Genomic DNA, 20392 nt, shown 5'->3' on the forward strand with positions numbered 1-20392 from the left:
GCCCGGCGGCACGCACTACTCCGCCACCAGCACCGGCCGCGCCCGCTCCACCACCGCCGCCAGGTCCAGCGTGTGCGGCAGCGTGCCGAACGCCGCGCCCGCGTCGCCGCCGAGCCGGGCGGCGCAGAACGCATCGGCCACCTCCGGCGGCGCGTACCGCACCAGCAGCGCTCCCTGGAGCACCAACGCCAGCCGCTCGGCCAACCGCCGGGCCCGGGCCTCGATGCCCTCCAGGTCGGCGAGTTCGGTCAACAGCCCCGTGATCGCCCGGTCCAGCCGGTGATCGGCGCCCCGCGCGGTACCGATCTCGGTCAGATAGGCGTTGAGCGCCGCGGGCTCCCGCCGTAGCGCCCGCAGCACGTCGAGGGCCTGGATGTTGCCCGCGCCCTCCCAGATCGAGTTCAGCGGGGCCTCGCGCAGCAGCCGCGGCAGCCCCGACTCCTCCACGTAGCCGTTGCCGCCCAGGCACTCCAGCGCCTCCGCGACCAACGGCGTGCACCGCTTGGTCACCCAGTACTTGGCCGCCGGCACCGCCAGCCGCAAGAAGGCCCGGTCCTGCTCGGTGTCGCCGTCGTACGCCGCCGCCAGCCGCAGCGCCAGCGTGGTCGCCGCCTCCGACTCCAGTGCCAGGTCGGCCAGCACGTTGCGCATCAGCGGCTGGTCGATCAGCCGGCGCCCGAACGCCTCCCGGTACGCGGTGTGGTGCAGCGCCTGCGCCACCGCCTGCCGCATCACCGCCGCCGACGCGGTGACGCAGTCCAGCCGGGTCGCCGCGACCATGTCGAGGACCGTCGCCACCCCGCGCCCCTCCTCGCCGACCCGCCGCGCCCAGGTGCGCCCGTCGAACTCCACCTCCGCCGAGGCGTTCGCGCGGTTGCCGAGCTTGTCCTTGAGCCGCTGGATCCGGAACGCGTTGCGGGTGCCGTCCGGCAGCACCCGCGGCAGCAGGAAGCAGGTCAGCCCGCCCGGCGCCTGGGCCAGTACCAAGAACGCGTCCGACATCGGTGCCGAGCAGAACCACTTGTGGCCCGTCAGGGCGTACTCCCCGGCCGCCGCCAGCGGCTCGGCGCGGGTGGTGTTCGCCCGGACGTCGCTACCGCCCTGCTTCTCGGTCATCGCCATCCCCGCCAGCGCGCCCGCCTTCTGCGCCGCCGGCCGCAGCCCCGCCTCGTAGACCCGCGAGGTCAACAGCGGCTCCCACTGTGCGGCCAGCGCGGGCTCGGCCCGCAGCGTCGGGACCGCCGCGTGGGTCATCGACAGCGGGCAGCCGTGCCCCGCCTCCACCTGGGTCCACACCAGGAAGCCCGCGGTGCGCCGGACGTGCCCGTGCGGACGTGACCAGGCGTCGGTCAGCCCGGCCGTGACGGCATGGCCGAGCAGCCGGTGCCACGCCGGGTGGAACTCCACCTCGTCGATGCGGTGACCGTAGCGGTCGTGGGTGCGCAGCACCGGCGGATACGCGTTGGCCTGTTCGCCCCAGCGCTGGGCCTGGGCCGAACCGGCCGCCTGGCCCAGCCGGCTCAGTTCCTCCCGTACGTCGCCGAGATGCTCCCCGGCGACGTACCGGGCCACCCCCTCGGTGAGCGCCGGATCGGCGGCGAAGACGTCGTACCCGGTCAACGGCGGGGGCTGGTTCGTCACGCTATGAGTGGTAGCTGCCATGCCCGATACGGTAAGGAGGTGCAGCCGCCGAACAAACCGACCGAACCGCACGGGCCGACCCGGGGGCGCCTGACCCGCGCCAGGGTCCTGTACCGCAACGTCTCCAAACGGCGTCTGATGTGGCTGCTGCTCAAGGACATCATCGGCACCTGCATGCGCTACCGCGTCACCGGCCTGGCCGCCGAGGCCGCGTTCTGGTGCCTGCTCTCCCTGCCCCCGCTGATCCTGGGCCTGCTCGGCGTCCTCGGCTACACCGAGCCGTGGATCGGCCACACCACCCTCGACACCTTCCGCTCCCACATCCTGCGCGTCGCCGGCACCGTCCTGTCCCACCGGGGCGTCGACGAGATCGCCCGCCCGCTGCTGAACGACGTCTTCACCGGCCACCGCCCCGACATCATCTCGCTGGGCTTCGCCATCGCCCTGTGGTCCGGCTCCCGGGCGCTCAACGTCTTCGTGGACACCATCACGATCATGTACGGGCTGGACGGCCGCCGCGGCATCGTCCACACCCGGCTGCTGTCCTTCGCGCTCTACGTCGCCGCCCTCGTGGCCGGCGCGATCGCGCTGCCGTTGATGATCGCCGGCCCCGACGTGGTGGTCAGCTGGCTCCCCGCCAGCGAGAACGTCATCCGCGTCCTGTACTGGCTGGTGGTGCTGATCCTCTCCATCGCCTTCCTCACCACCCTCTACCACGTCTCAGTGCCGGTCCGTTCGCCCTGGCGCGAGGACATCCCCGGCGCCGTCGTCGCCCTGGCGATGTGGATCCTCGGTAGCTTCCTGCTCCGCCTCTACCTCACCGCGGCCGTCGAAGGCCCCACTATCTACGGCTCGTTGGCCGCCCCGGTCGCGGTCCTGCTGTGGATCGGCGTCTCCGCCTTCGCGGTCCTGGTCGGCGCCGCCATGAACGCCGCACTGGACCGGGTGTGGCCGTCGGTCGCCACCGCCGCCGCCCGCGCGGAGAGCGAGCGGCGCCGCGCCGCGTCCGCCCACGGCACCGACTGACTCACGGCGCCGACTGACTCACGACATCGACTGGTTCACGGCACCGGCACCGGCAGATAGCGCCCGGCCACCCGCAGGTCGGCCTCGATGGCGGCGGCCGTCTCGCGCAGCGCGGGCAGCACCGCGGCGCGGGTGGCCGTCGGTGGCCGGCCACCCGCGTGGGTGGACACGCCGACCGCGGCCACGGCCCGGCCGGTGCGGTCGTGCACCGCGACCGCCACGGAACGCAGGCCCGCCTCCAGTTCGTCGTCCACCAGGGCGTGGCCGTCGGCGCGGACCTCATCGAGCAGGGCCGGGAGCCCGGCCGGGCCGGTGGCCGCGCGATCGGCGAGGGGGGCGGCGGGCCCGGCGGCCGGCCGGGCCGCCAGGAGGACCCGGCCCGGGGCGGTGGCGTGCGCCGGGGCGCGGCTGCCCGGGCTGATCGTGACGCTCATGATGCGGGCGGCGGGGACCCCCGTGACGTACTGGACGGTCTGCCCGGCGTCGGCGCCGTCGGCGGTCAGCACCGCCAACGAGGCCGAGTCCTGGACGCGTTCGGCCAGCGCCGCCAGATGGGGCCGGGCGAGGGCCGGCAGGGTGAGCCCGCAGAGCTGCGCGAAGCCCAGGTCCAAGACCTTCGGGGCGGGGCGGAACAGGCCATCGCGGGCCGTGGTGTAGCCGAGGTGCTCCAGGGTGATCAGGGCGCGCCGGGCGGTGGCGCGGGGGAGTCCGGTGGCCTCGGCGACGGCGGACAGCGTCAGGGCGGCCCGGCCGGTCCCGAACGCGGTGAGGACGGCCAGCCCGCGGGCGACGGACTCCACGAATCCGGGGCCCAGTTGCTGCTTCGAGGCGCGCCGCCAGGCGGCCGGGCGGCGGGCGTCCGCGGCCGCGGCGGGGGACGGCGCGGTCAACGCCTCCTCCATGGCGGCGACCGTGTCGCGGAGCCGGCACAGGACCGCGTCCGGTAGCGCGGCGGCGGTGTGGCGGCTGGTGTGGCTGACCACGCTCACCGCGCAGACCGTGCCGCCGGCCGGGTCCCGGACCGGCATCGCCACGGCGACCAGGCCCGGTTCGATGAGTTGGTCGTCCGGGGACCAGCCGGCGGCACGGGCCGCGGCCACCCGCGCCGTGAAGTCCGCCGCGATCCGGCGGGCGCCGGCCGGCGCGGCGTCCTCGGGCCCCCGGGGCGGCACCGCCGGGAAGCCCGCGTCGGCCGGGTCGGCGGCCCGGCGCGCCCGCCAGCGCCGCCAGTCCGCCGGCTCCCAGTCCGCCGCGAACAGCGCACCCGGCGCGCCGCGTTCGGCCGGCAGTAGATCACCGATGCGGAACGCCAGTGACATGGCGCGCCGCCGCGTCGCCTGGTGGACGAAGCGCATCCCGTCGCCGTCCGGGACGGCCAACGACACCGATTCGTCGAGGGTGTCGGCGAGGCGGTCGGCCAGCGGGCCGAGCCGGTCGGGGAGGCCGGTGGCGGCGAGGTAGGCGTTGCCGAGTTCCAGCAGGCCGGGGGCGAGCACCGCATCGCGGCCCTCGACGCGGACGTGGCCGAGCCGGGCGAGCGTGCTCAGGAGGCGGTCCGCGGTGGCGCGCGCCAGGCCGGTGGCCCGCACCAGATCGCTCACCGCCGCCCGACCACCGGCGGCCGTCAGCGCGCGCAGCACCGCCAGCGCGCGCATCAGCGGCGCCACCGCCTCCGGTGGTGGCGTCGGGGCGGGCGGAGCGGGGTGGGCGGACGACGGCAAGGGGTTCTCCACGGTGCGGCGGGGTGGTCCGGAGTAGTCCGGAACCGTACCGGGCGCACCGTTGACACGGCCGGGGGCCCGGGCCAGACTCGGGGCAACGCGAACTGTGAACTTCAGTTCACTGGGCGAACAGCCGCCGCCCAGAAGGGAATTGACTCGTCAGGAGGGCTGCCAAACCGCCGCCGACCCGCCGGCGACCGGCCAAGTCCTGACGGGTGCTCAGCAGGGCGCCGCGGCTGCCGGGGGTGGCGCTCCGGCGCGCCCCAGTGACCGCCGGGGAAATCGTCGGCACGCTGGACCGCGTCCCGGCGGAGCGGTGTCCACCGCCCGGTCCGCACCGTCCACCGCAGGGAAAGGGCACCCATGACCGCACCGGCATCCCCCGCCCCGCCGCTCCCGGCCCCGGAACCCGCGCCCTACCGCGGCGCACCCGAGCGCCACCCCCGACGGCCGCGCCACCCCCTCGACATCCGGACCGACCCGGAGGCCGTGGAGCTGACCGGCCCGGTCTTCGGCCCCGCCGACGTCCACGACCTCGACGCGGACCTCACCCGGCAGCACCCCGGTGAGCCGCTCGGCGAGCGCCTGACCGTCACCGGCCGGGTCCTGGACCGCGCCGGCCGTCCGGTCCGCGGCCAACTCGTCGAGATCTGGCAGGCCAACGCCTCCGGCCGGTACGCCCACCGGCAGGACCGGCACCCGGCGCCGCTGGACCCCCACTTCACCGGCGTCGGCCGCTGCCTCACCGACGACCAGGGCCGCTACGCCTTCACCACCGTCAAGCCCGGCGCCTACCCCCTGCCCGGCGAACGGGCCTGGCGCCCGGCCCACATCCACTTCTCGTTCTTCGGCACCGCCTTCACCCAGCGGCTGGTCACCCAGATGTACTTCCCCGGCGACCCGCTCCTCCCCTACGACCAGATGCTCGCCTCGGTCGCCGACCCCGCCGCCCGCCAACGCCTGATCGCGGTCTACGACCACGCGCTGTCCCACCCCGACGGGACGCTCGGCTACCGCTGGGACGTGGTCCTGGACGGCCCGTCCGCCACCCGGACCGAGGAGGGCCGCTGATGTCCGACGCCACCGCCGGCGGGGGGCCGCTCGCCCCGACGCCCGCGCAGACCATCGGCCCGTTCTTCGGCCACGCCCTGCCCTTCCCCGACGGCGGTCGGATCGCGCCCGAAGGGCACCCCGACGCCGTCACCCTGCACGGCCTGGTCCGGGACGGGGAGGGGACTCCGGTACCGGACGCGCTGCTGGAGTTCTGGCAGGCCGGCCCGGACGGCAGCCTGGCCGGCGCGCCCGGCTCGCTGCGCCGGGACATGGCCACCGGCGCGTTCCTCGGCCGGGACGGCGCGGTGTTCACCGGCTTCGGCCGGGTCCCCACCGACGCCGGCGGGCACTACGCGATCCGCACCCTGCCCCCCGGCGGACGCCCGGACGCCGCACCGTACCTCGCGGTCTGCGTCCACGCCCGCGGTCTGCTGCACCACCTGTTCACCCGCGTCTACTTCCCCGAACACGCCGCGGCCCGGGCCACCGACCCGCTGCTGGCGGGACTGCCCGAGGAGCGCGCCCGCACCCTCCTGGCCCGCCCCGACGGCCCCGGCCGCTACCGCTTCGACGTGCAACTCCAACAACCGGCGGACGGCAGATACGAGGAGACGGTGTTCCTTGCCTTCCGCTGAACCGTCCGCTGCACCGCTGGCCGAACCATCCGCTGCACCACCGGTTGAACCAGTGGCCGAACCACCGGCGCCGGCCCGCCCCGAGGCCCGGAACGCCGCGCCCGACGCCCGCACGGCCCGCGCCCCGACCCCGACGGGCACGCCCCGCACGCCCCACGCCCCCCACACAGCACACGCACGCCCCGCAGGAGCCCGTATGACGCCGCCCGCCGCCCCCGCACTGCACCACGCCACCGACGGCCCGCTCGGCGCCCCGCCGCTCGTCCTCGGCCCGTCCCTGGGCACCGAACTCTCCCTCTGGGACCCCCAACTCCCGGAGCTCGCCCGCCGGTTCCACGTCGTCCGCTGGGACCTCCCGGGCCACGGCGGCACGCCCCTCGACGCACTGGCCAACCCCGGGACGACCACCGTCCCCGAACTGGCCGGCCTGGTCCTGGACCTCGCCGACGCCCTCCGCCTCGACCGGTTCGCCTACGCCGGTGCGTCGCTGGGCGGCGCGGTGGGCGCCTGGCTCGCCGCACACCACCCGACCCGGATCGCCTCGCTCGCCCTGGTCTGCTCGTCCGCGCGGTTCGGCGAGCCGGCCGGCTGGCGCGAACGGGCCGCCCAGGTCCGTACCAAGGGCACCGACGCGGTGGCCGACACGGCCGCCGACCGCTGGTTCACCCCCGCCTTCGCCCCCTCACCGACCGCCACCGCCCTGGTCGAGACGCTGCGCCGGGACGTCTCGCCCGACGGGTACGCGGCCTGCTGCGACGCCCTGGCCACCTTCGACCTGCGCACCGCCCTGCCCCGGATCGCCGCCCCCACCCTCGTCGTGGCCGGCCGCGCCGACCCGGCTACCCCGCCCGCGCACGCCCGCGAACTCACCGACGGCATCCCGGACGCCAGCCTCGTCGAACTGTCCGGCGCCGCCCACCTCGCCGGCGTCGAACGCCCCGCCGAGGTCCTCGCCGCCCTCCTCGCCCACCTCGCCCCGCTCCACACCCGCCCCGCCCCAGGAACGGACCGCTGATGCCCCGCACCCCCGCCGCACCGAGCGCGCCTCCCCGCGACACCACCGTCGGCATCATCGGCGCCGGCCCCGCCGGACTGCTGCTCGCCCGGCTGCTGCACCGCGCCGGCATCGACTGCGTGGTCCTGGAGGGCCGCGACCGCCCCTACATCGAACAGCGACAGCGCGCCGGCATCCTCGAACAGGGCACCACCGACGTGCTGCGCGCCTGCGGGGCGGGGGAGCGGCTGGACCGCGAGGGACTGGTCCACGACGGCATCGAGCTGCGCTACCACGGGCGCGCCCACCGCCTGGACTTTCCGGCGCTGACCGACGGCCGCCGGGTCACCGTCTACGCCCAGACGGAGGTCGTCAAGGACCTGATAGCGCTCCAGCTCGCCGACGGCCCGCCGCTGCTCTTCGACGCCCAGGCGCGCGCGGTGACCGGCGCGGACACCGACCGGCCCCGTATCCACTACACCCACGGCGGCCGCGAACACACCCTCACCTGCGCCTACGTCGCCGGCTGCGACGGCTTCCACGGCGTGGCCCGGCAGGCGATCCCGGACTCCGCCCGCCGCACCTACACCCGCGGCTACCCCTACTCCTGGCTCGGCGTCCTCGCCGACGTGCCGCCCTCCCACGACGAGCTGGTCTACGCCCACTCCGACCGCGGCTTTGCCCTGCTCAGCATGCGCACGCCCACCCTCAGCCGGCTCTACCTCCAGGTCCCCAACGGCACCGACCCCGGGGACTGGCCCGACGACCGGATCTGGGACGAACTCCAGGCCCGCGCCGCCGTCGACACCGCCCCCTGGAAACCAGCCCGCGGCCCGCTCACCGCCAAGGCCGTCCTGCCGCTGCGCAGTTCGGTCACCGAGCCGATGCGCTGGGGCCGGGTCCTGCTGGCCGGCGACGCGGCGCACATCGTCCCGCCCACCGGCGCCAAGGGCCTCAACCTCGCCGTCGCCGACGTCACCGTCCTGGCCCGCGCCCTGACGCACCGGCACCGGACCGGCTCGGCGGAACTGCTCGACGCCTACTCCGCCACCTGTCTGCGTCGGGTCTGGCGCGCCGAGCACTTCTCGCACTTCATGACCACGACCCTGCACACCGCCCCGGACCAGAGCCCCTTCGACACCCGGCTCCAGCTCGCCCAGCTCGACCGCATCGCCGGCTCCTGGCACGCCGCCGCCGAACTCGCCGAGAACTACACCGGGCTGCCACTGTCCTGACCGCCCCCGGGGCCCGGCCGGTCCGGGTCCCGGCGCCCCGTCCGGTACCGCACCAGCAGCATCGCCGCGTCATCGTGCAGCGGCCCCTCCGCGTGGTCGACCACGTCCTCCCGGACCGCCTGGAGCGCCGCCTCCGGGTCGGGGTCCTTGAGCAGGTGGGCGCGCTCGTCGAGCGGGTAGAACCAGCCGGCCGAGTCCCGGGCCTCGGTGACCCCGTCGGTGTAGAAGAGCAGCTGGTCGCCGGGGGCGAACGGCACCTGGTGGGGGACCGGCGCGTCCGGCCCGTGCTCCATCAGGCCCAGCGGCAGCGCGCGTTCCGGCGGCGCCGCGTAGCCGACCTGGCCGGAGGGGCGGACGACCAGGGGGGAGGGGTGGCCGAAGTTCAGCAGCGTGGCGTACGGGCCGTCGCCGATCTCGGCGAGCACCGCGGTCACGAACCGCTCACCGGACAGATGACGGTTCAGCGCCCGCTCGACCCGGGCGCCGACCGCCGGCAGATCCGGCTCGTCGTGCGCCGCCTCCCGGAACGCGCCGAGCACCACCGCAGCGCTCTCCACCGCCTCCAGGCCCTTGCCCTGCACGTCCCCGACGATGATCCGCACCCCGGCGGGCGAGGTCACCACCTCGTAGAGGTCGCCGCCGATCCGGGCCTCGGCCACCGCGGAGGTGTACGAGACCGCGATCCGCAGCGGACCGGCACCGCGCGGCACCGGTCGCAGCAGCACCCGCTGGGCGACCTCGGCGATCGACCGCACGCTGGCCAGCTCCGCCTCCCGGCGCTGCCGCATCACCGCGGCCACCACCCCGGCCGCGGTCACCCCGGCCACCGACAGCAGCGCGGTCAGCCCGCGCCGGCTCTCGAACAGCCCGCTGTGGACCCCCAGCCCGACGCAGAGCACCGCCGCGGTCAACCCGACCAGCGCGGTCCGCCGCCAGCCGCCGACCAGACCGGCGAACGCCGGCCCCAGTGACACCAGGGGCAGAAAGCCGACCCCCGGGCCTGCGGTGAGGTCCACCGCGCTGACCGCGGCCATGACCAGGTACGGAAGCGCGGCCAGCGCACGGGAGCGGGTGCGCTGCTCCCCCTTCTCCACGGTCAAGGTCCACTCCGGCGTTGTGACGGATCAGGGACCGCCCGGCCGGCGGCCCCTGAGAGGCGATCGCATGCGGAGGACCGGCCGCGGTCCGTTCGACTGTCCGAAACCAGCCTCCGGGCCCCCGACCTGAGCATATGCAACATTTGCCGGACTGAATGACGGAGCATGCGCCCCCGTTATCGAATTGCAGCGGGGTCGGGCACGGCGGCGCGGACGCGTCAGCCGAGGTACGTCCGTGCGCTGTTCACCCGGCCGGGCCGCAGGATCCGGATCGGGCCGCGGTTGCAGTCCGGGCAGTCCGCGCGGGTCAGCGGCGAGGGCACCCGCCGGCCGTGGGTGAAGTAGTCGGCGCGCCGACGGCCCGCGAGGTCGGTGGTGTGCCGGATCTCGTACTCCTCCTCCCACCCGTGTCCGCAGTGCAGGCAGACGAACGAGTACGCCTCGTGAACCGTCTCGGTGTCCCGTTCCATGGTCACCACGCCCTCTCTCCGGGCCGTCGCACCCGCGGCGGCGCCGGACGGATCCATGCCGCACCTCCCATTATTGCGCCGCACCCGCGTATCCGCGGCGGTCGGAGCGGGCCCTCAGGGTCGGCCGCGGACCGCCGCCAGCGCCGTGTACACCGCCGCCACCAGCGCCCGGCTCCGCGGGTCCTCACCGCTGGTCCCGCCCCCGAACCGGTTCATGACGTACGCGTACGCCAGCCCGTTCTCCGGGTCCGCGAAGGCGTAGGAACCGCCCGCGCCGCCGTGCCCGAAGGCCCGCTGGTTGGGCCCCGCCTGACCCCGGTCGTTGAGCATGTAGCCCAGCCCCCAGCGGTACGCCGCGGCGGTGCCCTCCGGGGTGAGCGCCCCGAGGGTCAGGTCCGGTTCGTCCGGCCGGCTCTGCGAGCGGCGCATCGCCTCCAAGGTGGCCGGCCCGACCAGCCGGCCGCCGGCCAGGGCCGCGTAGACGGCGGCCAGACCGTGCGCCGAGGCGTGGGCGTTGCCGGACGGGATCTCCGCGGTGCGGTAGGCGGCGCTGTTGACGTCGCCGGTGGGGATGTACGTCAGCGCCAGCGTGACCCCGGCCCGCGGATGGTCGGCGATCCCGCGCACCGGCGGTTTCGGCAGGTCCCGGAAGCGCTCGCCGAGCTGGCCCGGGCTCAGCTGACCGACCATGTCGGCGCACCGCGGGTGCTCCTCGACCGGGGTGCCGACGAAGACCGCGGCGTCGAGCGGCCCGGTGATCTCACTGCGCAGGAACGCCCCCAGTGACTGCCCGGTGATCCGCCGGACCACCTCGCCCACCAGATACCCGAACGTGATCGCGTGGTAGCCCTGCGCGGTCCCCGGCTCCCACCACGGCGGGGTGGCCGCCAGGGCGTCGCGGACGTACTCCCAGTCGTAGGCGCGGCCCTCGGCCAGCGGCTCCCGGGGCGCCAGCATCCCGGCCCGGTGGCTGAGCAGCCAGCGCACCGGTATGGCCTCCTTCCCGGCCTGGGCGAATTCCGGCCAGTAGTGGGCGACCGGCGCGTCCAGGTCCAACTCGCCCCGGTCCACCAGGAGATGGGCGCACAACGCGGTCATCCCCTTGGTCGTCGAGTAGACGTTGACCAGGGTGTCCCGCTCCCAGGCCCGGCTCCCCGTCGCCTCCGCACGGCCGCCCCACAGGTCGACCACCAGCTCCCCGTCCAGGGTCACCGCGACCGCCGCCCCGATCTCGCGGTGCTCGCGGAAATTCCGCTCGAAGGCGCTGCGCACCCCCTCGAAACCCGGTGCGCAGTGGCCGTTGACGGTGGCAGCTTCCACGGTGGCTCTCCTCGCGTCGTCGCGATGCGGTCGGGTACCGCGCCCCACCGCACACACGCCCACGCGCGGACACGACGTACCTGCGGCCGTGGAGCACGTACGGATGATCCGCCCGGATCGATGCCTGTGGCAACCATGCCTGCCCGGCCGGAATCATTCCCGCCCGTCCGGCCCAGCGCCGCGGAACGGGATCATGGTCACCATGACCGCCGCGCCGCTCCGCCCCGTCCAGGCCCTCCTCGTCGTCGACGTCCAATCCGCGTTCGTCTCCGGGGAGGAGGCGGTCCCCGACGCGGCCCGGGTCCTCGACCGGACCCGCGGCCTGCTCTCCCGCGCCCGCGCGGCCGGCGCCCTCGTCGTCCACCTGCAGAACGACGGCGCGCCCGGCACCGTCGACGCGCCCCACACCCCCGGCTGGGAACTCCACCTCCCCGTCGAACCCGGCCCCCACGAGTACCTGGTCCGCAAGACCGAGGACGACGGCTTCGCGGGCACCGGACTCGGCGCCTTGCTCACCGGGGCGGGCGTGACCCAACTGGCGGTGTGCGGGGTGCTCTCCGAAATGTGCGTCGCCGCCACCGCGCGGACCGCACTGGCACTGGGGCACCGCGTCGTCCTGCCGCACGACGCGCACGCCACCTACGACATCCCCGCCGCGCCGGACATCAGCGACACCGTGCCGGCCGCGATGTCCTCCCGGGCCGCCGAGTGGGCCCTCGGTGACGAGGTCGAGATCGTCCCGCACGCCGCCGCCGTCGCCTTCACCGCCCCACCGGTGCAGGCACCCTTCCCCGGGCTCCCCGCCGCCGCGGCCGAACGGTGGCTCAGCCCTGCTGCTCCGCCGCGTTCTCCAGCGCGGTGACGTACGCCGTAATGAAGTGGTCCCGGATGCCGTCCGAGGCGGGGGCCAGTAGATCGGCGGTGAGGCCCCGGCCGCGGTCCAGCAGGCCGCCGATCAGCGGCATGGTGTTGTGCACCGCGCCCCGGGAGTCGATGTAGCGCAACGCGGAGACGTGCCGGAAGACCGGTTCCGGCGGGAGCTGGGGGACGATGTCGTTGTTGTTGACGAAGCGGTACATGCGCTCCGCGAAGGCGGTGTTGAACTCCCGGGCCAGCCCCGGGTCGCAGGTGCGGGGCTGGCCGAAGGTGTAGACGCCGTCGGCGGTCAGTCGGGGGTCCTCGAAGTGCAGCCGGGTGCCGGCCAGCATCGCCAGCGCCCCGCCCAGGCTGTGGCCGGTGAAGTAGAGCGCCTGGTCGTTGTCCCGGAACTCCTTGAGGGTGGTGAGGACCTGCGGCCACACGGCCTCCAGCGCCTCGGCGAAGCCGTAGTGCACATAGCCCCGGCCGCCGGGGCCGGGCCACGGCGGGGTGGTGGCGTCGGAGAGCCAGTCCCGCAGCTCGGCCGGCTCGGTGCCGCGGAACGCGGTGATGATCATGTGTCGTCCGCCGAGGGTGTACGCCTGGGTGTCCTGGAGCGGGAACGGCGGGCGGAACGCGGTGTGGTGGTGGCGCACCCGGTCGAACCCCCACTCCCGAGCGGCGGCCTCGATGGTCTGCTCGCCCTGGTAGGCGAGCTCGGCGGCGCGCACCATGCACAGCGCCTGACGGAGGCTGTAGCCGGTGGCGTGCTGGTCGACGAGGGGACTGGTCAACGGTGCTCCTGGGGGGATGTGCGGCCGGCAGGGATGACAGCGCGACTACGGAGAGCGCGCTCTGACTACACACCGTAACTCTCTGTGGCGGTGGCGAGCAGGTGCGCCCGTTTAAACCACTCGTTCGAGCCTCGGGTCGCACACACCGGGGTGCGGAGCGAGCCTGGAAGCGTCCGGCACCCACAGGAAGGGCCCACAGTGAACAGCGAGGAACAGGCGTCACCCGCGGAACACGCATCGGCCGAAGTCGTGGTGGAGCTCCAGGGTTGCGGAACGGCGGACGCGCATGCCGTCTTCCGCACCCTGCACACCGCCTTCCGCTCCGACCGTGCCGCGGACGACGTCCCCCAGGAGACGGCCGGGCCGGGCGCGACGGTGTGGACCTCCACCGTCGACGTCAGCGAGCGCGGCACCACCCCGGAGCCGCGCCGGCTGACCTCCCCCGTCACCGTCACCCTCCAGGGCGGCTACTGGGCCGTGGACCAGCTGTGCGCGAGCCTGAAGTCCGCCTTCGTCGTCCACGTCCTCGGCACGGCCGCCGGCGACCAGGAGAAGGAGGTCGAACTGCGGCTGGAGACGCTGCGGCAGCCCGTCACGAAGGGCGCCCCCTGATGGCGTACGGGGCGGACCACCGGGACGGCGCCGACGGCCCCCGCCCGGTCAACGGCCGGCACTCCGAACTGACCCTCACCGTCAACGGCACGGCACACACCCTGACCCTCGACCACCGCACCACCGTCCTGGACCTGCTCCGCGAGCACCTCGACCTCACCGGCGCCAAGAAGGGCTGCGACCACGGGCAGTGCGGCGCCTGCACCGTCCTCGTCGACGGGCGGCGCGCCAACAGCTGCCTGCTCCTGGCCGTGGCGCACGACGGGTGCGAGATCACCACCGTCGAGGGCCTGGCCGACGGCGAGCGGCTGCACCCCCTCCAGGAAGCCTTCCTGGACCGTGACGCCCTCCAGTGCGGCTACTGCACCCCCGGCCAGATCTGCTCGGCCGTCGGCGTCCTGGCCGAGGCGGCCGACGGCTTCCCCTCCCACGTCACCCCGGAAACCGCGCGGTCCGGGGCCCCGGTCGCGCTCACCGCCGACGAGATCAGGGAGCGGATGAGCGGCAACCTGTGCCGCTGCGGCGCCTATCCCAGGATCGTCGAAGCGGTCGCCGACGCCGCGGCCGCCGGGGCGGCGGTGACCGGCCGATGAGACCCTTCGGCTACCTGCGGGTCGACAGCGTCGACGAGGCGGTCCGGGCCGCCGCCGGGCAGCCCGGCGTCCAGTTCCTGGCCGGCGGCACCAACCTCGTCGACCTGATGAAGCTCGGCGTGGAGGCCCCGCGCACCCTCATCGACGTCAGCCGGCTGCCGCTGGACCGCATCGAGGAACTGCCGGACGGCGGCCTGCGCATCGGCGCCACGGTCCGCAACGCCGACCTCGCCGCGGCCCCCGCCGTCCGCGACCGCTACCCCGTGCTGTCCCAGGCCCTGCTGGCCGGCGCCTCCGGACAGCTCCGCAACACCGCCACCACCGGCGGCAACCTCCTCCAACGCACCCGCTGCACCTACTTCCAGGACACCTCCAAGCCCTGCAACAAACGGGAGCCCGGCACCGGCTGCCCGGCCCTCGACGGCGCCCACCGCGACCTCGCCGTCCTCGGGCACTCCGCACACTGCGTCGCCACCCAGCCCTCCGACCTGGCGGTCGCCCTCGCCGCCCTGGACGCCACCGTGCACCTGCACGGGCCCGAGGGCGAACGCACCGTCCCCGCCACCGACTTCCACCGACTGCCCGGCGACAGCCCCGAACGGGACACCGAGATCCGGCTCGGCGAACTGCTCACCGCCGTCGAACTGCCGCCGCCCGGCCCCGGCACCCGCTCCCGCTACCGCAAGGCCCGCGACCGCGCCTCGTTCGCCTTCGCCCTGGCCTCCGTCGCCGTCGTTCTCGCGGTCCGCGACGGCGTCGTCGCCCACGCCGCGCTCGCCTTCGGGGGACTGGCCCACCGCCCCTGGCGGGCCCGCACCGCCGAGGCCGCGCTGCACGGCGCGCCCGCCACCGAGGCGACCTTCGCCCGCGCCGCCGCCGCCGAACTCGCCGCCGCCGCACCGCTGCGCGACAACGGCTTCAAGGTCCCGCTGGCCCATGCCCTCGCCGTCGGCGTGCTCACCGACCTCGCCGACCGCGCCACCAACGGATGACCCCGCCCGCGACCACAAGGACCCGCGCCATGAGCCACGACCCGTTCCCCCCGGCGCACGCACCGGCTCCACCGGAGCGGCCGACGCCGCCCGCCCCACAGCCGCCGCACCCCCTGGGCGACCCCCTGGTCCGCCGCGAAGGCCGGCAGAAGGTCACCGGCACCGCCCGCTACGCCGCCGAACACACCCCGCCCGGCTGCGCCTACGCCTGGCCGGTCCCGGCCACCGTCGCCCGCGGCCGGATCACCGAACTGGACATCGGCGGGGCGCTGGCGCTGCCCGGGGTGATCGCCGTGCTCACCCACGAGAACGCGCCCCGCCTGGCGTCCACCTCGGACCCCACCCTGGCTCTGCTCCAGGAGGACCGCGTCCCGCACCGCGGCTGGTACGTCGCGCTCGCCGTCGCCGACACCCTGGAAGCCGCCCAGGCCGCCGCCGAGGCCGTCCACGTCACCTACGCCACCGAGCGCCACGACGTACGGATCACCGCGGACCACCCGGAGCTGTACGTGCCGGAGAGCGTCAACGGCGACTTCCCCGCGGTCCGCGAACGCGGCGACTTCGACACGGCGTTCGCCGCCGCACCGGCGAGGGTCGACGCGACCTACACCGTGCCGCCGCTGCACAACCACCCGATGGAACCGCACGCCGCCACCGCCCAGTGGGCCAACGGCCACCTCACCGTCTTCGACGCCAGCCAAGGCTCCACCAAAGTGCGCGAGGACCTGGCCGCCCTGTTCAAGCTCGGCACGGACGAGATCACCGTGATCTCCGAACACGTCGGCGGCGGCTTCGGTTCCAAGGGGACGCCCCGCCCCCAGGTCGTGCTCGCCGCGATGGCCGCCCGGCACACCGGCCGCCCCGTCAAACTGGCCCTGCCCCGCCGCCAGATGCCCGCCGTCGTCGGCCACCGTGCCCCCACGCTCCAGCGGGTCCGGATCGGCGCCGGCACCGACGGTGTGATCACCGCCCTCGCCCACGACTGCGTCACCCATACCTCCACGATCACCGAGTTCGTGGAACAGGCCGCGGTCCCGGCACGCATCATGTACACCTCGCCGCACAGCCGCACCACACACCGCGTCGCCGCCCTCGACGTCCCCAGCCCCTCCTGGATGCGTGCCCCCGGCGAGGCCCCGGGAATGTACGCCCTGGAGTCCGCCGTCGACGAACTCGCCGCCCTCCTGGACATCGACCCGGTCGAACTGCGCATCCGCAACGAGCCCGACACCGAACCGGACAGCGGGCGCCCCTTCAGCAGCCGCCACCTCGTGGACTGCCTCCGCGAGGGCGCCGAACGCTTCGGCTGGCTGCCCCGCGACCCGCGCCCCGCCGTACACCGCCACGGCGACCTCCTGCTGGGCACCGGCGTCGCCGCTGCCACCTACCCCGTCTACATCGGCGCCACCGAGGCCGAGGCGCACGCCGCCGCCGACGGCGGCTACCGGATCCGGGTCAACGCCACCGACATCGGCACCGGCGCCCGCACCGTCCTCGCCCAGATCGCCGCCGCCGCGCTCGGCGTCCCCGAGGACCGCATCCAGGTCGACATCGGTAGCAGCGATCTGCCGCCCGCCATGCTCGCCGGCGGCTCCGCCGGCACCGCCTCCTGGGGCTGGGCCGTCCACAAGGCGTGCACGGCGCTGCTGGCCCGGCTGAGCGACCACGCGGGGTCGCTCCCCGCCGAGGGCATCACGGTCACCGAGGACACCCGCCTGGAGACCGCCGAGCGGTCCCCGTACTCCCGGCACGCCTTCGGCGCCGTCTTCGCCGAGGTGCAGGCCGACGTCCGCACCGGCGAGGTCCGGGTCCGCCGGCTCCTCGGCCAGTACGCGGCCGGGCGGATCCTCAACTCCCGTACCGCGCGCTCCCAGTTCATCGGCGGGATGACCATGGGCCTGGGCATGGCCCTCATGGAGGGCAGCGCCCTGGACCCCGCCTTCGGCGACTTCACCGCCTGCGACCTGGCCGCGTACCACGTCCCGGCCTGCGCCGACGTACCGGTCATCGAGGCGCACTGGCTCGACGAGGAGGACCCGCACCTCAACCCCATGGGCAGCAAGGGCATCGGCGAGATCGGCACCGTCGGCACCGCGGCGGCGCTCGGCAACGCGGTGTGGCACGCCACCGGCACCCGGCTCCGCGATCTGCCACTGACGCCGGACAAGGTGCTGGCCGCGCTGTCCACGCTCCACTCCTGACGGCCCGTACGGGGCCCGCCACCGGGGCCCGCCACCGGGGCGGGCAACCCGGACGGACCACCCCTGTTGCTGACCCGGACCCCCCGGGTCAGCATGGCAGTCAACCCATACGTGACGGATGCTCACTCTTCGTGTTCGGGGTTCGTTGGTCCAACGAGGTGAAAGACGTGAGCCTCGCGGTGAGGAGCCACGACATGACACCACCCGGCGACCGGCACTACACGGTCGAACTGCACGCCTCGGCGGAGCGCGTCCCGCAGATCCGGCGGATCATCGCCGCGCATCTGCGCCACTGGAACCTTGAGCTGCATATCCCGCCCGTGTGCGAGGGGGTGACGGAGCTCCTGACCAACGTCCACCGCCATATCGGCCCCGCCGCCCGCTGTGTGGTCGAACTCCGCTGGAGCGGCCGGCATCTGACGGCCTCGGTCGCCGACGAGGGCCCCCGGCTGCCGCGGCTGGAGAGCGCGGGCGGCGGCGGACTCGCCCGGATCGCCGCCGTGAGCGACAGTTGGGGCACCTGTGGCACCCCCGACGGCAAGGTCATCTGGTTCACCCGCCGGATCGAGGCGGCCCGCACCGCCCCGGTGACCCCGCCGGTGCCGCTGCGCAGCGTGCCGGACGTGGTGGAACCCGCGCCCGCGGTGGAGCCCCCGGCCGCCCCCGCCCCCGCCCCCGCCCCGGCTCCCGCCTCCGACCCGGCCGTCGCCGCCGGCCCGACCCCGTCAGAGGTGACGTTGGTCTAGGGCCTGCCCGACCCTGACGCATCGGACAGGCCCCAGCTCCCGCAGGTCCGATGCGTCGCTGATCCGGCGCACCCGACCGGCCCCAACGGCCGGCGGTTCACGGCACAACTGCCGTGAACCGCCGGCCGTTCGTCATGCCGGGGCGCCGCCGGCCTAGGAGTTCGCCCCCCGTACGGTGAAGTGTCATCTCCGGGACACCCCCTCTTCCCGGACCCTCGTTCCTCTTGGAACACTCTGCTGACCGCTGATACCGCACGACCCGTTCCGCACCGCCCCCCGATCAGACCCCCGTCATTCCCCCCACCCGCGAGGTTCCCAGACACATGGCTGACATCAACCGCCGGCGATTCCTCCAGATAGCCGGCGCCACCGCGGGCGTCACCGCCCTCTCCAGCAGCATCGCCCGCGCCGCCGCCATCCCCGCCCGGCGCAGCGCCGGCTCCATCAAGGACGTCGAGCACATCGTCGTCCTCATGCAGGAGAACCGTTCCTTCGACCACTACTTCGGTTCGCTGAAGGGCGTCCGAGGCTTCGGCGACCCGCGCCCGGTCACCCAGCCGAACGGCAAATCCGTCTGGTACCAGGCCAACGGCGGCAAGGACGTGCTGCCCTACCACCCCGACGCCGAGAACCTCGGCATGCAGTTCATCGAGGGCCTCAACCACGACTGGCACGGCGGCCACCAGGCGTGGAACGGCGGCAAGTACGACCAGTGGATCCCCGCCAAGGGCACCGGCACCATGGCGTATCTGACCCGTAAGGACATCCCCTTCCACTACGCGCTCGCCGACGCCTTCACCATCTGCGACTCCTACCACTGCTCGCTGATGAGCTCCACCGACCCCAACCGCTACTACATGTGGACCGGCTACGTCGGCAACGACGGCACCGGCGGCGGCCCGGTCGTCGGCAACGAGGAGGCCGGCTACGGCTGGACCACCTACCCCGAGCGCCTGGAGAAGGCCGGCGTCTCCTGGAAGATCTACCAGGACATCGGCGACGGCCTGGACGCCGCCGGCAAGTGGGGCTGGATCGACGACGCCTACCGCGGCACCTACGGCGACAACTCCCTGCTCTTCTTCAACCAGTACCGCAACGCCAAGCCCGGCGACCCGCTCTACGACAAGGCCCGCACCGGCACCAACGTCAAGCAGGGCGACGGCTACTTCGACCAGCTCAAGGCCGACGTCAAGGCCGGCAAACTGCCGCAGATCTCCTGGATCGCGGCCCCCGAGGCGTTCTCCGAGCACCCCAACTGGCCCGCCAACTACGGCGCCTGGTACGTCTCCCAGGTCCTGGACGCGCTCACCTCCAACCCCGACGTGTGGAGCAAGACCGCGCTGTTCATCACCTACGACGAGAACGACGGCTACTTCGACCACGTCGTCCCGCCGTTCCCGCCGGCCTCCGCCGACCAGGGCCGGTCCACCGTGGACACCACCCTGGAGCACTTCCCCGGCAGCCTCACCTACGCCGCCGGCCCCTACGGCCTGGGCCAGCGCGTCCCGATGCTGGTGGTCTCCCCCTGGAGCACCGGCGGCTACGTCTGCTCCGAGGTCTTCGACCACACCTCCGTCATCCGGTTCATGGAGAGCCGCTTCGGCGTCCACGAGCCCAACATCTCGCCCTGGCGCCGCGCCATCTGCGGCGACCTCACCTCCGCGTTCGACTTCTCCCTGGAGAACACCAAGCCGGCCGCGCTCCCGGACACCAAGGGCTACCAGCCGCCGGACCACAACCGGCACGACAGCTACCACCCCACGCCGCCCGCCAACCCCGTCCTGCCCAAGCAGGAAGCGGGCTCCCGGCCCAGCCGCCCGCTGCCCTACGTCCCGCTGACCGACGGCACCGCGGACGTCGCCGGCGGCCGCTTCACCCTCACCTTCAGCGGTGGTAACGCCGCCGGCGCCTGCTTCCTGGTCACCTCCGCCAACCGCACCGACGGCCCCTGGACGTACACCACCGAGGCCGGCAAGACCCTCGCCGACACCTGGAACACCACCTACTCCAAGGGCAGTTACGACCTGACGGTGCACGGCCCCAACGGCTTCCTGCGCACCTTCAAGGGCCCCGGCAAGAAGCAGACCCCCGAGGTGACCGCCCGCCACGACGCCGCCTCCGGCCACGTCGAGCTGTCCTTCACCAACCCGGGCACCGCCCCCTGCCAGCTGACCGTCGCCAACGCCTACGGCGGCGCCAAGCAGACCGTCCGGGTGGACCCGGGCGGCACCGTCACCCGGTCCGTCGACCTCACCGCGAGCAAGCGCTGGTACGACCTGACGGTCACCGCCGACACCGACGCCGGCTTCCTGCGCCGGTTCGCCGGCCATGTCGAGACCGGCAAGCCGGGCGTCAGCGACCCGGCGCTCCGCACCGGCTGACCCGGCCCCGGCCGGGAGGCGCC

18 protein-coding genes are annotated in these 20392 nt (G+C 74.5%); 12 read left to right on the forward strand and 6 right to left on the reverse strand.

All coding sequences use genetic code 11. The features are described from left to right. Positions 1 to 15 precede the first annotated feature (15 nt). The gene (locus ACO0M4_RS06450; protein ID WP_430368700.1) at positions 16 to 1662 is read right to left on the reverse strand and encodes an acyl-CoA dehydrogenase family protein; all 1647 of its coding nucleotides are present in this window, start codon (positions 1660 to 1662) and stop codon (positions 16 to 18) included. Positions 1663 to 1680: 18 nt separating this feature from the next. Here ACO0M4_RS06450 and ACO0M4_RS06455 point away from each other — a divergent pair, with 18 nt between their 5' ends. Then, on the forward strand, positions 1681 to 2667 hold the full coding sequence (locus ACO0M4_RS06455; RefSeq protein WP_430368701.1) for a YihY/virulence factor BrkB family protein: 987 nt from the start codon (positions 1681 to 1683) through the stop codon (positions 2665 to 2667). A 35-nt stretch (positions 2668 to 2702) separates the two neighbouring features. Here the strand turns inward: ACO0M4_RS06455 and ACO0M4_RS06460 are convergent, their stop codons facing one another. Continuing rightward, the gene (locus ACO0M4_RS06460; protein WP_430371271.1) at positions 2703 to 4322 is read right to left on the reverse strand and encodes an IclR family transcriptional regulator domain-containing protein; all 1620 of its coding nucleotides are present in this window, start codon (positions 4320 to 4322) and stop codon (positions 2703 to 2705) included. 429 nt (positions 4323 to 4751) lie between these two features. Here ACO0M4_RS06460 and pcaH point away from each other — a divergent pair, with 429 nt between their 5' ends. From pcaH to ACO0M4_RS06480, 4 genes are all read left to right on the forward strand, one after another. Continuing rightward, a complete protein-coding gene (gene pcaH / locus ACO0M4_RS06465) occupies positions 4752 to 5459 on the forward strand; it encodes a protocatechuate 3,4-dioxygenase subunit beta (RefSeq protein WP_430368702.1) in 708 nt (235 codons plus the stop codon). Next, complete coding sequence (pcaG, locus tag ACO0M4_RS06470; RefSeq protein ID WP_430368703.1) at positions 5459 to 6076, forward strand: protocatechuate 3,4-dioxygenase subunit alpha; 618 nt, start codon at positions 5459 to 5461, stop codon at positions 6074 to 6076. The genes pcaH and pcaG overlap by 1 nt, the downstream gene beginning before the upstream one ends. Positions 6077 to 6272: 196 nt before the next feature. Further along, positions 6273 to 7091 carry a 3-oxoadipate enol-lactonase gene (gene pcaD / locus ACO0M4_RS06475; protein WP_430368704.1) on the forward strand — a complete coding sequence of 273 codons (819 nt, stop codon included), beginning with the start codon at positions 6273 to 6275 and terminating at the stop codon, positions 7089 to 7091. Then, entirely contained in the window at positions 7091 to 8305 is a 1215-nt protein-coding gene (locus tag ACO0M4_RS06480) for a 4-hydroxybenzoate 3-monooxygenase (protein ID WP_430368705.1), read from the forward strand. The genes pcaD and ACO0M4_RS06480 overlap by 1 nt, the downstream gene beginning before the upstream one ends. Here the strand turns inward: ACO0M4_RS06480 and ACO0M4_RS06485 are convergent. From ACO0M4_RS06485 to ACO0M4_RS06495, 3 genes are all read right to left on the reverse strand, one after another. Continuing rightward, positions 8281 to 9339, reverse strand: coding sequence for a PP2C family protein-serine/threonine phosphatase (locus tag ACO0M4_RS06485; RefSeq protein WP_430371272.1), 1059 nt, complete (start codon positions 9337 to 9339; stop codon positions 8281 to 8283). The two genes, ACO0M4_RS06480 and ACO0M4_RS06485, sit on opposite strands and share 25 nt — an antisense overlap. A gap of 281 nt (positions 9340 to 9620) precedes the next feature. Beyond that, complete coding sequence (locus ACO0M4_RS06490) at positions 9621 to 9929, reverse strand: hypothetical protein (protein ID WP_430368706.1); 309 nt, start codon at positions 9927 to 9929, stop codon at positions 9621 to 9623. Positions 9930 to 9986: 57 nt separating this feature from the next. After that, positions 9987 to 11192 carry a serine hydrolase domain-containing protein gene (locus tag ACO0M4_RS06495; RefSeq protein WP_430368707.1) on the reverse strand — a complete coding sequence of 402 codons (1206 nt, stop codon included), beginning with the start codon at positions 11190 to 11192 and terminating at the stop codon, positions 9987 to 9989. A gap of 202 nt (positions 11193 to 11394) precedes the next feature. Between ACO0M4_RS06495 and ACO0M4_RS06500 the strand changes: the two genes are divergently transcribed. Then, positions 11395 to 12054: an isochorismatase family protein gene (locus ACO0M4_RS06500; RefSeq protein ID WP_430368708.1), complete on the forward strand. Its 660-nt coding sequence runs from the start codon at positions 11395 to 11397 to the stop codon at positions 12052 to 12054. Here the strand turns inward: ACO0M4_RS06500 and ACO0M4_RS06505 are convergent. Then, positions 12017 to 12844 carry a lipase family protein gene (locus ACO0M4_RS06505; protein ID WP_430368709.1) on the reverse strand — a complete coding sequence of 276 codons (828 nt, stop codon included), beginning with the start codon at positions 12842 to 12844 and terminating at the stop codon, positions 12017 to 12019. The genes ACO0M4_RS06500 and ACO0M4_RS06505 overlap by 38 nt on opposite strands. Before the next feature lie 198 nt (positions 12845 to 13042). Between ACO0M4_RS06505 and ACO0M4_RS06510 the strand changes: the two genes are divergently transcribed. The 6 genes from ACO0M4_RS06510 to ACO0M4_RS06535 all read left to right on the forward strand — a co-directional run bounded on the left by ACO0M4_RS06510 (position 13043) and on the right by ACO0M4_RS06535 (position 20369). Further along, positions 13043 to 13456 carry a hypothetical protein gene (locus tag ACO0M4_RS06510; protein WP_430368710.1) on the forward strand — a complete coding sequence of 138 codons (414 nt, stop codon included), beginning with the start codon at positions 13043 to 13045 and terminating at the stop codon, positions 13454 to 13456. After that, positions 13456 to 14049, forward strand: a complete 594-nt coding sequence (locus ACO0M4_RS06515) for a 2Fe-2S iron-sulfur cluster-binding protein (protein WP_430368712.1) — start codon at positions 13456 to 13458, stop codon at positions 14047 to 14049. Before ACO0M4_RS06510 ends, ACO0M4_RS06515 begins: the two co-directional genes overlap by 1 nt. Further along, the gene (locus ACO0M4_RS06520) at positions 14046 to 15041 is read left to right on the forward strand and encodes an FAD binding domain-containing protein (protein ID WP_430368713.1); all 996 of its coding nucleotides are present in this window, start codon (positions 14046 to 14048) and stop codon (positions 15039 to 15041) included. Before ACO0M4_RS06515 ends, ACO0M4_RS06520 begins: the two co-directional genes overlap by 4 nt. Positions 15042 to 15070: 29 nt before the next feature. Then, entirely contained in the window at positions 15071 to 17242 is a 2172-nt protein-coding gene (locus ACO0M4_RS06525; protein WP_430368714.1) for a xanthine dehydrogenase family protein molybdopterin-binding subunit, read from the forward strand. A 194-nt stretch (positions 17243 to 17436) separates the two neighbouring features. After that, complete coding sequence (locus ACO0M4_RS06530; RefSeq protein ID WP_430368716.1) at positions 17437 to 17988, forward strand: ATP-binding protein; 552 nt, start codon at positions 17437 to 17439, stop codon at positions 17986 to 17988. Between the two features lie 323 nt (positions 17989 to 18311). Further along, complete coding sequence (locus tag ACO0M4_RS06535) at positions 18312 to 20369, forward strand: phosphocholine-specific phospholipase C (protein WP_430368717.1); 2058 nt, start codon at positions 18312 to 18314, stop codon at positions 20367 to 20369. Positions 20370 to 20392 lie beyond the last annotated feature (23 nt).

The organism is Streptomyces sp. RGM 3693 (assembly GCF_050471125.1).
Classification (GTDB): domain Bacteria; phylum Actinomycetota; class Actinomycetes; order Streptomycetales; family Streptomycetaceae; genus Streptomyces.

What these genes read in the sequence shown, in the direction of transcription:
- ACO0M4_RS06515 (WP_430368712.1), top strand. Translation starts at nt 13,456, where the DNA reads ATGGCGTACGGGGCGGACCACCGGGACGGCGCCGACGGCCCCCGCCCG.
- pcaD (WP_430368704.1), top strand. Translation starts at nt 6,273, where the DNA reads ATGACGCCGCCCGCCGCCCCCGCACTGCACCACGCCACCGACGGCCCG.
- ACO0M4_RS06520 (WP_430368713.1), top strand. Translation starts at nt 14,046, where the DNA reads ATGAGACCCTTCGGCTACCTGCGGGTCGACAGCGTCGACGAGGCGGTC.
- ACO0M4_RS06530 (WP_430368716.1), top strand. Translation starts at nt 17,437, where the DNA reads ATGACACCACCCGGCGACCGGCACTACACGGTCGAACTGCACGCCTCG.
- ACO0M4_RS06480 (WP_430368705.1), top strand. Translation starts at nt 7,091, where the DNA reads ATGCCCCGCACCCCCGCCGCACCGAGCGCGCCTCCCCGCGACACCACC.
- pcaG (WP_430368703.1), top strand. Translation starts at nt 5,459, where the DNA reads ATGTCCGACGCCACCGCCGGCGGGGGGCCGCTCGCCCCGACGCCCGCG.
- ACO0M4_RS06485 (WP_430371272.1), bottom strand. Translation starts at nt 9,339, where the DNA reads ATGGCCGCGGTCAGCGCGGTGGACCTCACCGCAGGCCCGGGGGTCGGC.
- ACO0M4_RS06525 (WP_430368714.1), top strand. Translation starts at nt 15,071, where the DNA reads ATGAGCCACGACCCGTTCCCCCCGGCGCACGCACCGGCTCCACCGGAG.
- pcaH (WP_430368702.1), top strand. Translation starts at nt 4,752, where the DNA reads ATGACCGCACCGGCATCCCCCGCCCCGCCGCTCCCGGCCCCGGAACCC.
- ACO0M4_RS06490 (WP_430368706.1), bottom strand. Translation starts at nt 9,929, where the DNA reads ATGGATCCGTCCGGCGCCGCCGCGGGTGCGACGGCCCGGAGAGAGGGC.
- ACO0M4_RS06450 (WP_430368700.1), bottom strand. Translation starts at nt 1,662, where the DNA reads ATGGCAGCTACCACTCATAGCGTGACGAACCAGCCCCCGCCGTTGACC.
- ACO0M4_RS06460 (WP_430371271.1), bottom strand. Translation starts at nt 4,322, where the DNA reads ATGCGCGCGCTGGCGGTGCTGCGCGCGCTGACGGCCGCCGGTGGTCGG.
- ACO0M4_RS06535 (WP_430368717.1), top strand. Translation starts at nt 18,312, where the DNA reads ATGGCTGACATCAACCGCCGGCGATTCCTCCAGATAGCCGGCGCCACC.
- ACO0M4_RS06500 (WP_430368708.1), top strand. Translation starts at nt 11,395, where the DNA reads ATGACCGCCGCGCCGCTCCGCCCCGTCCAGGCCCTCCTCGTCGTCGAC.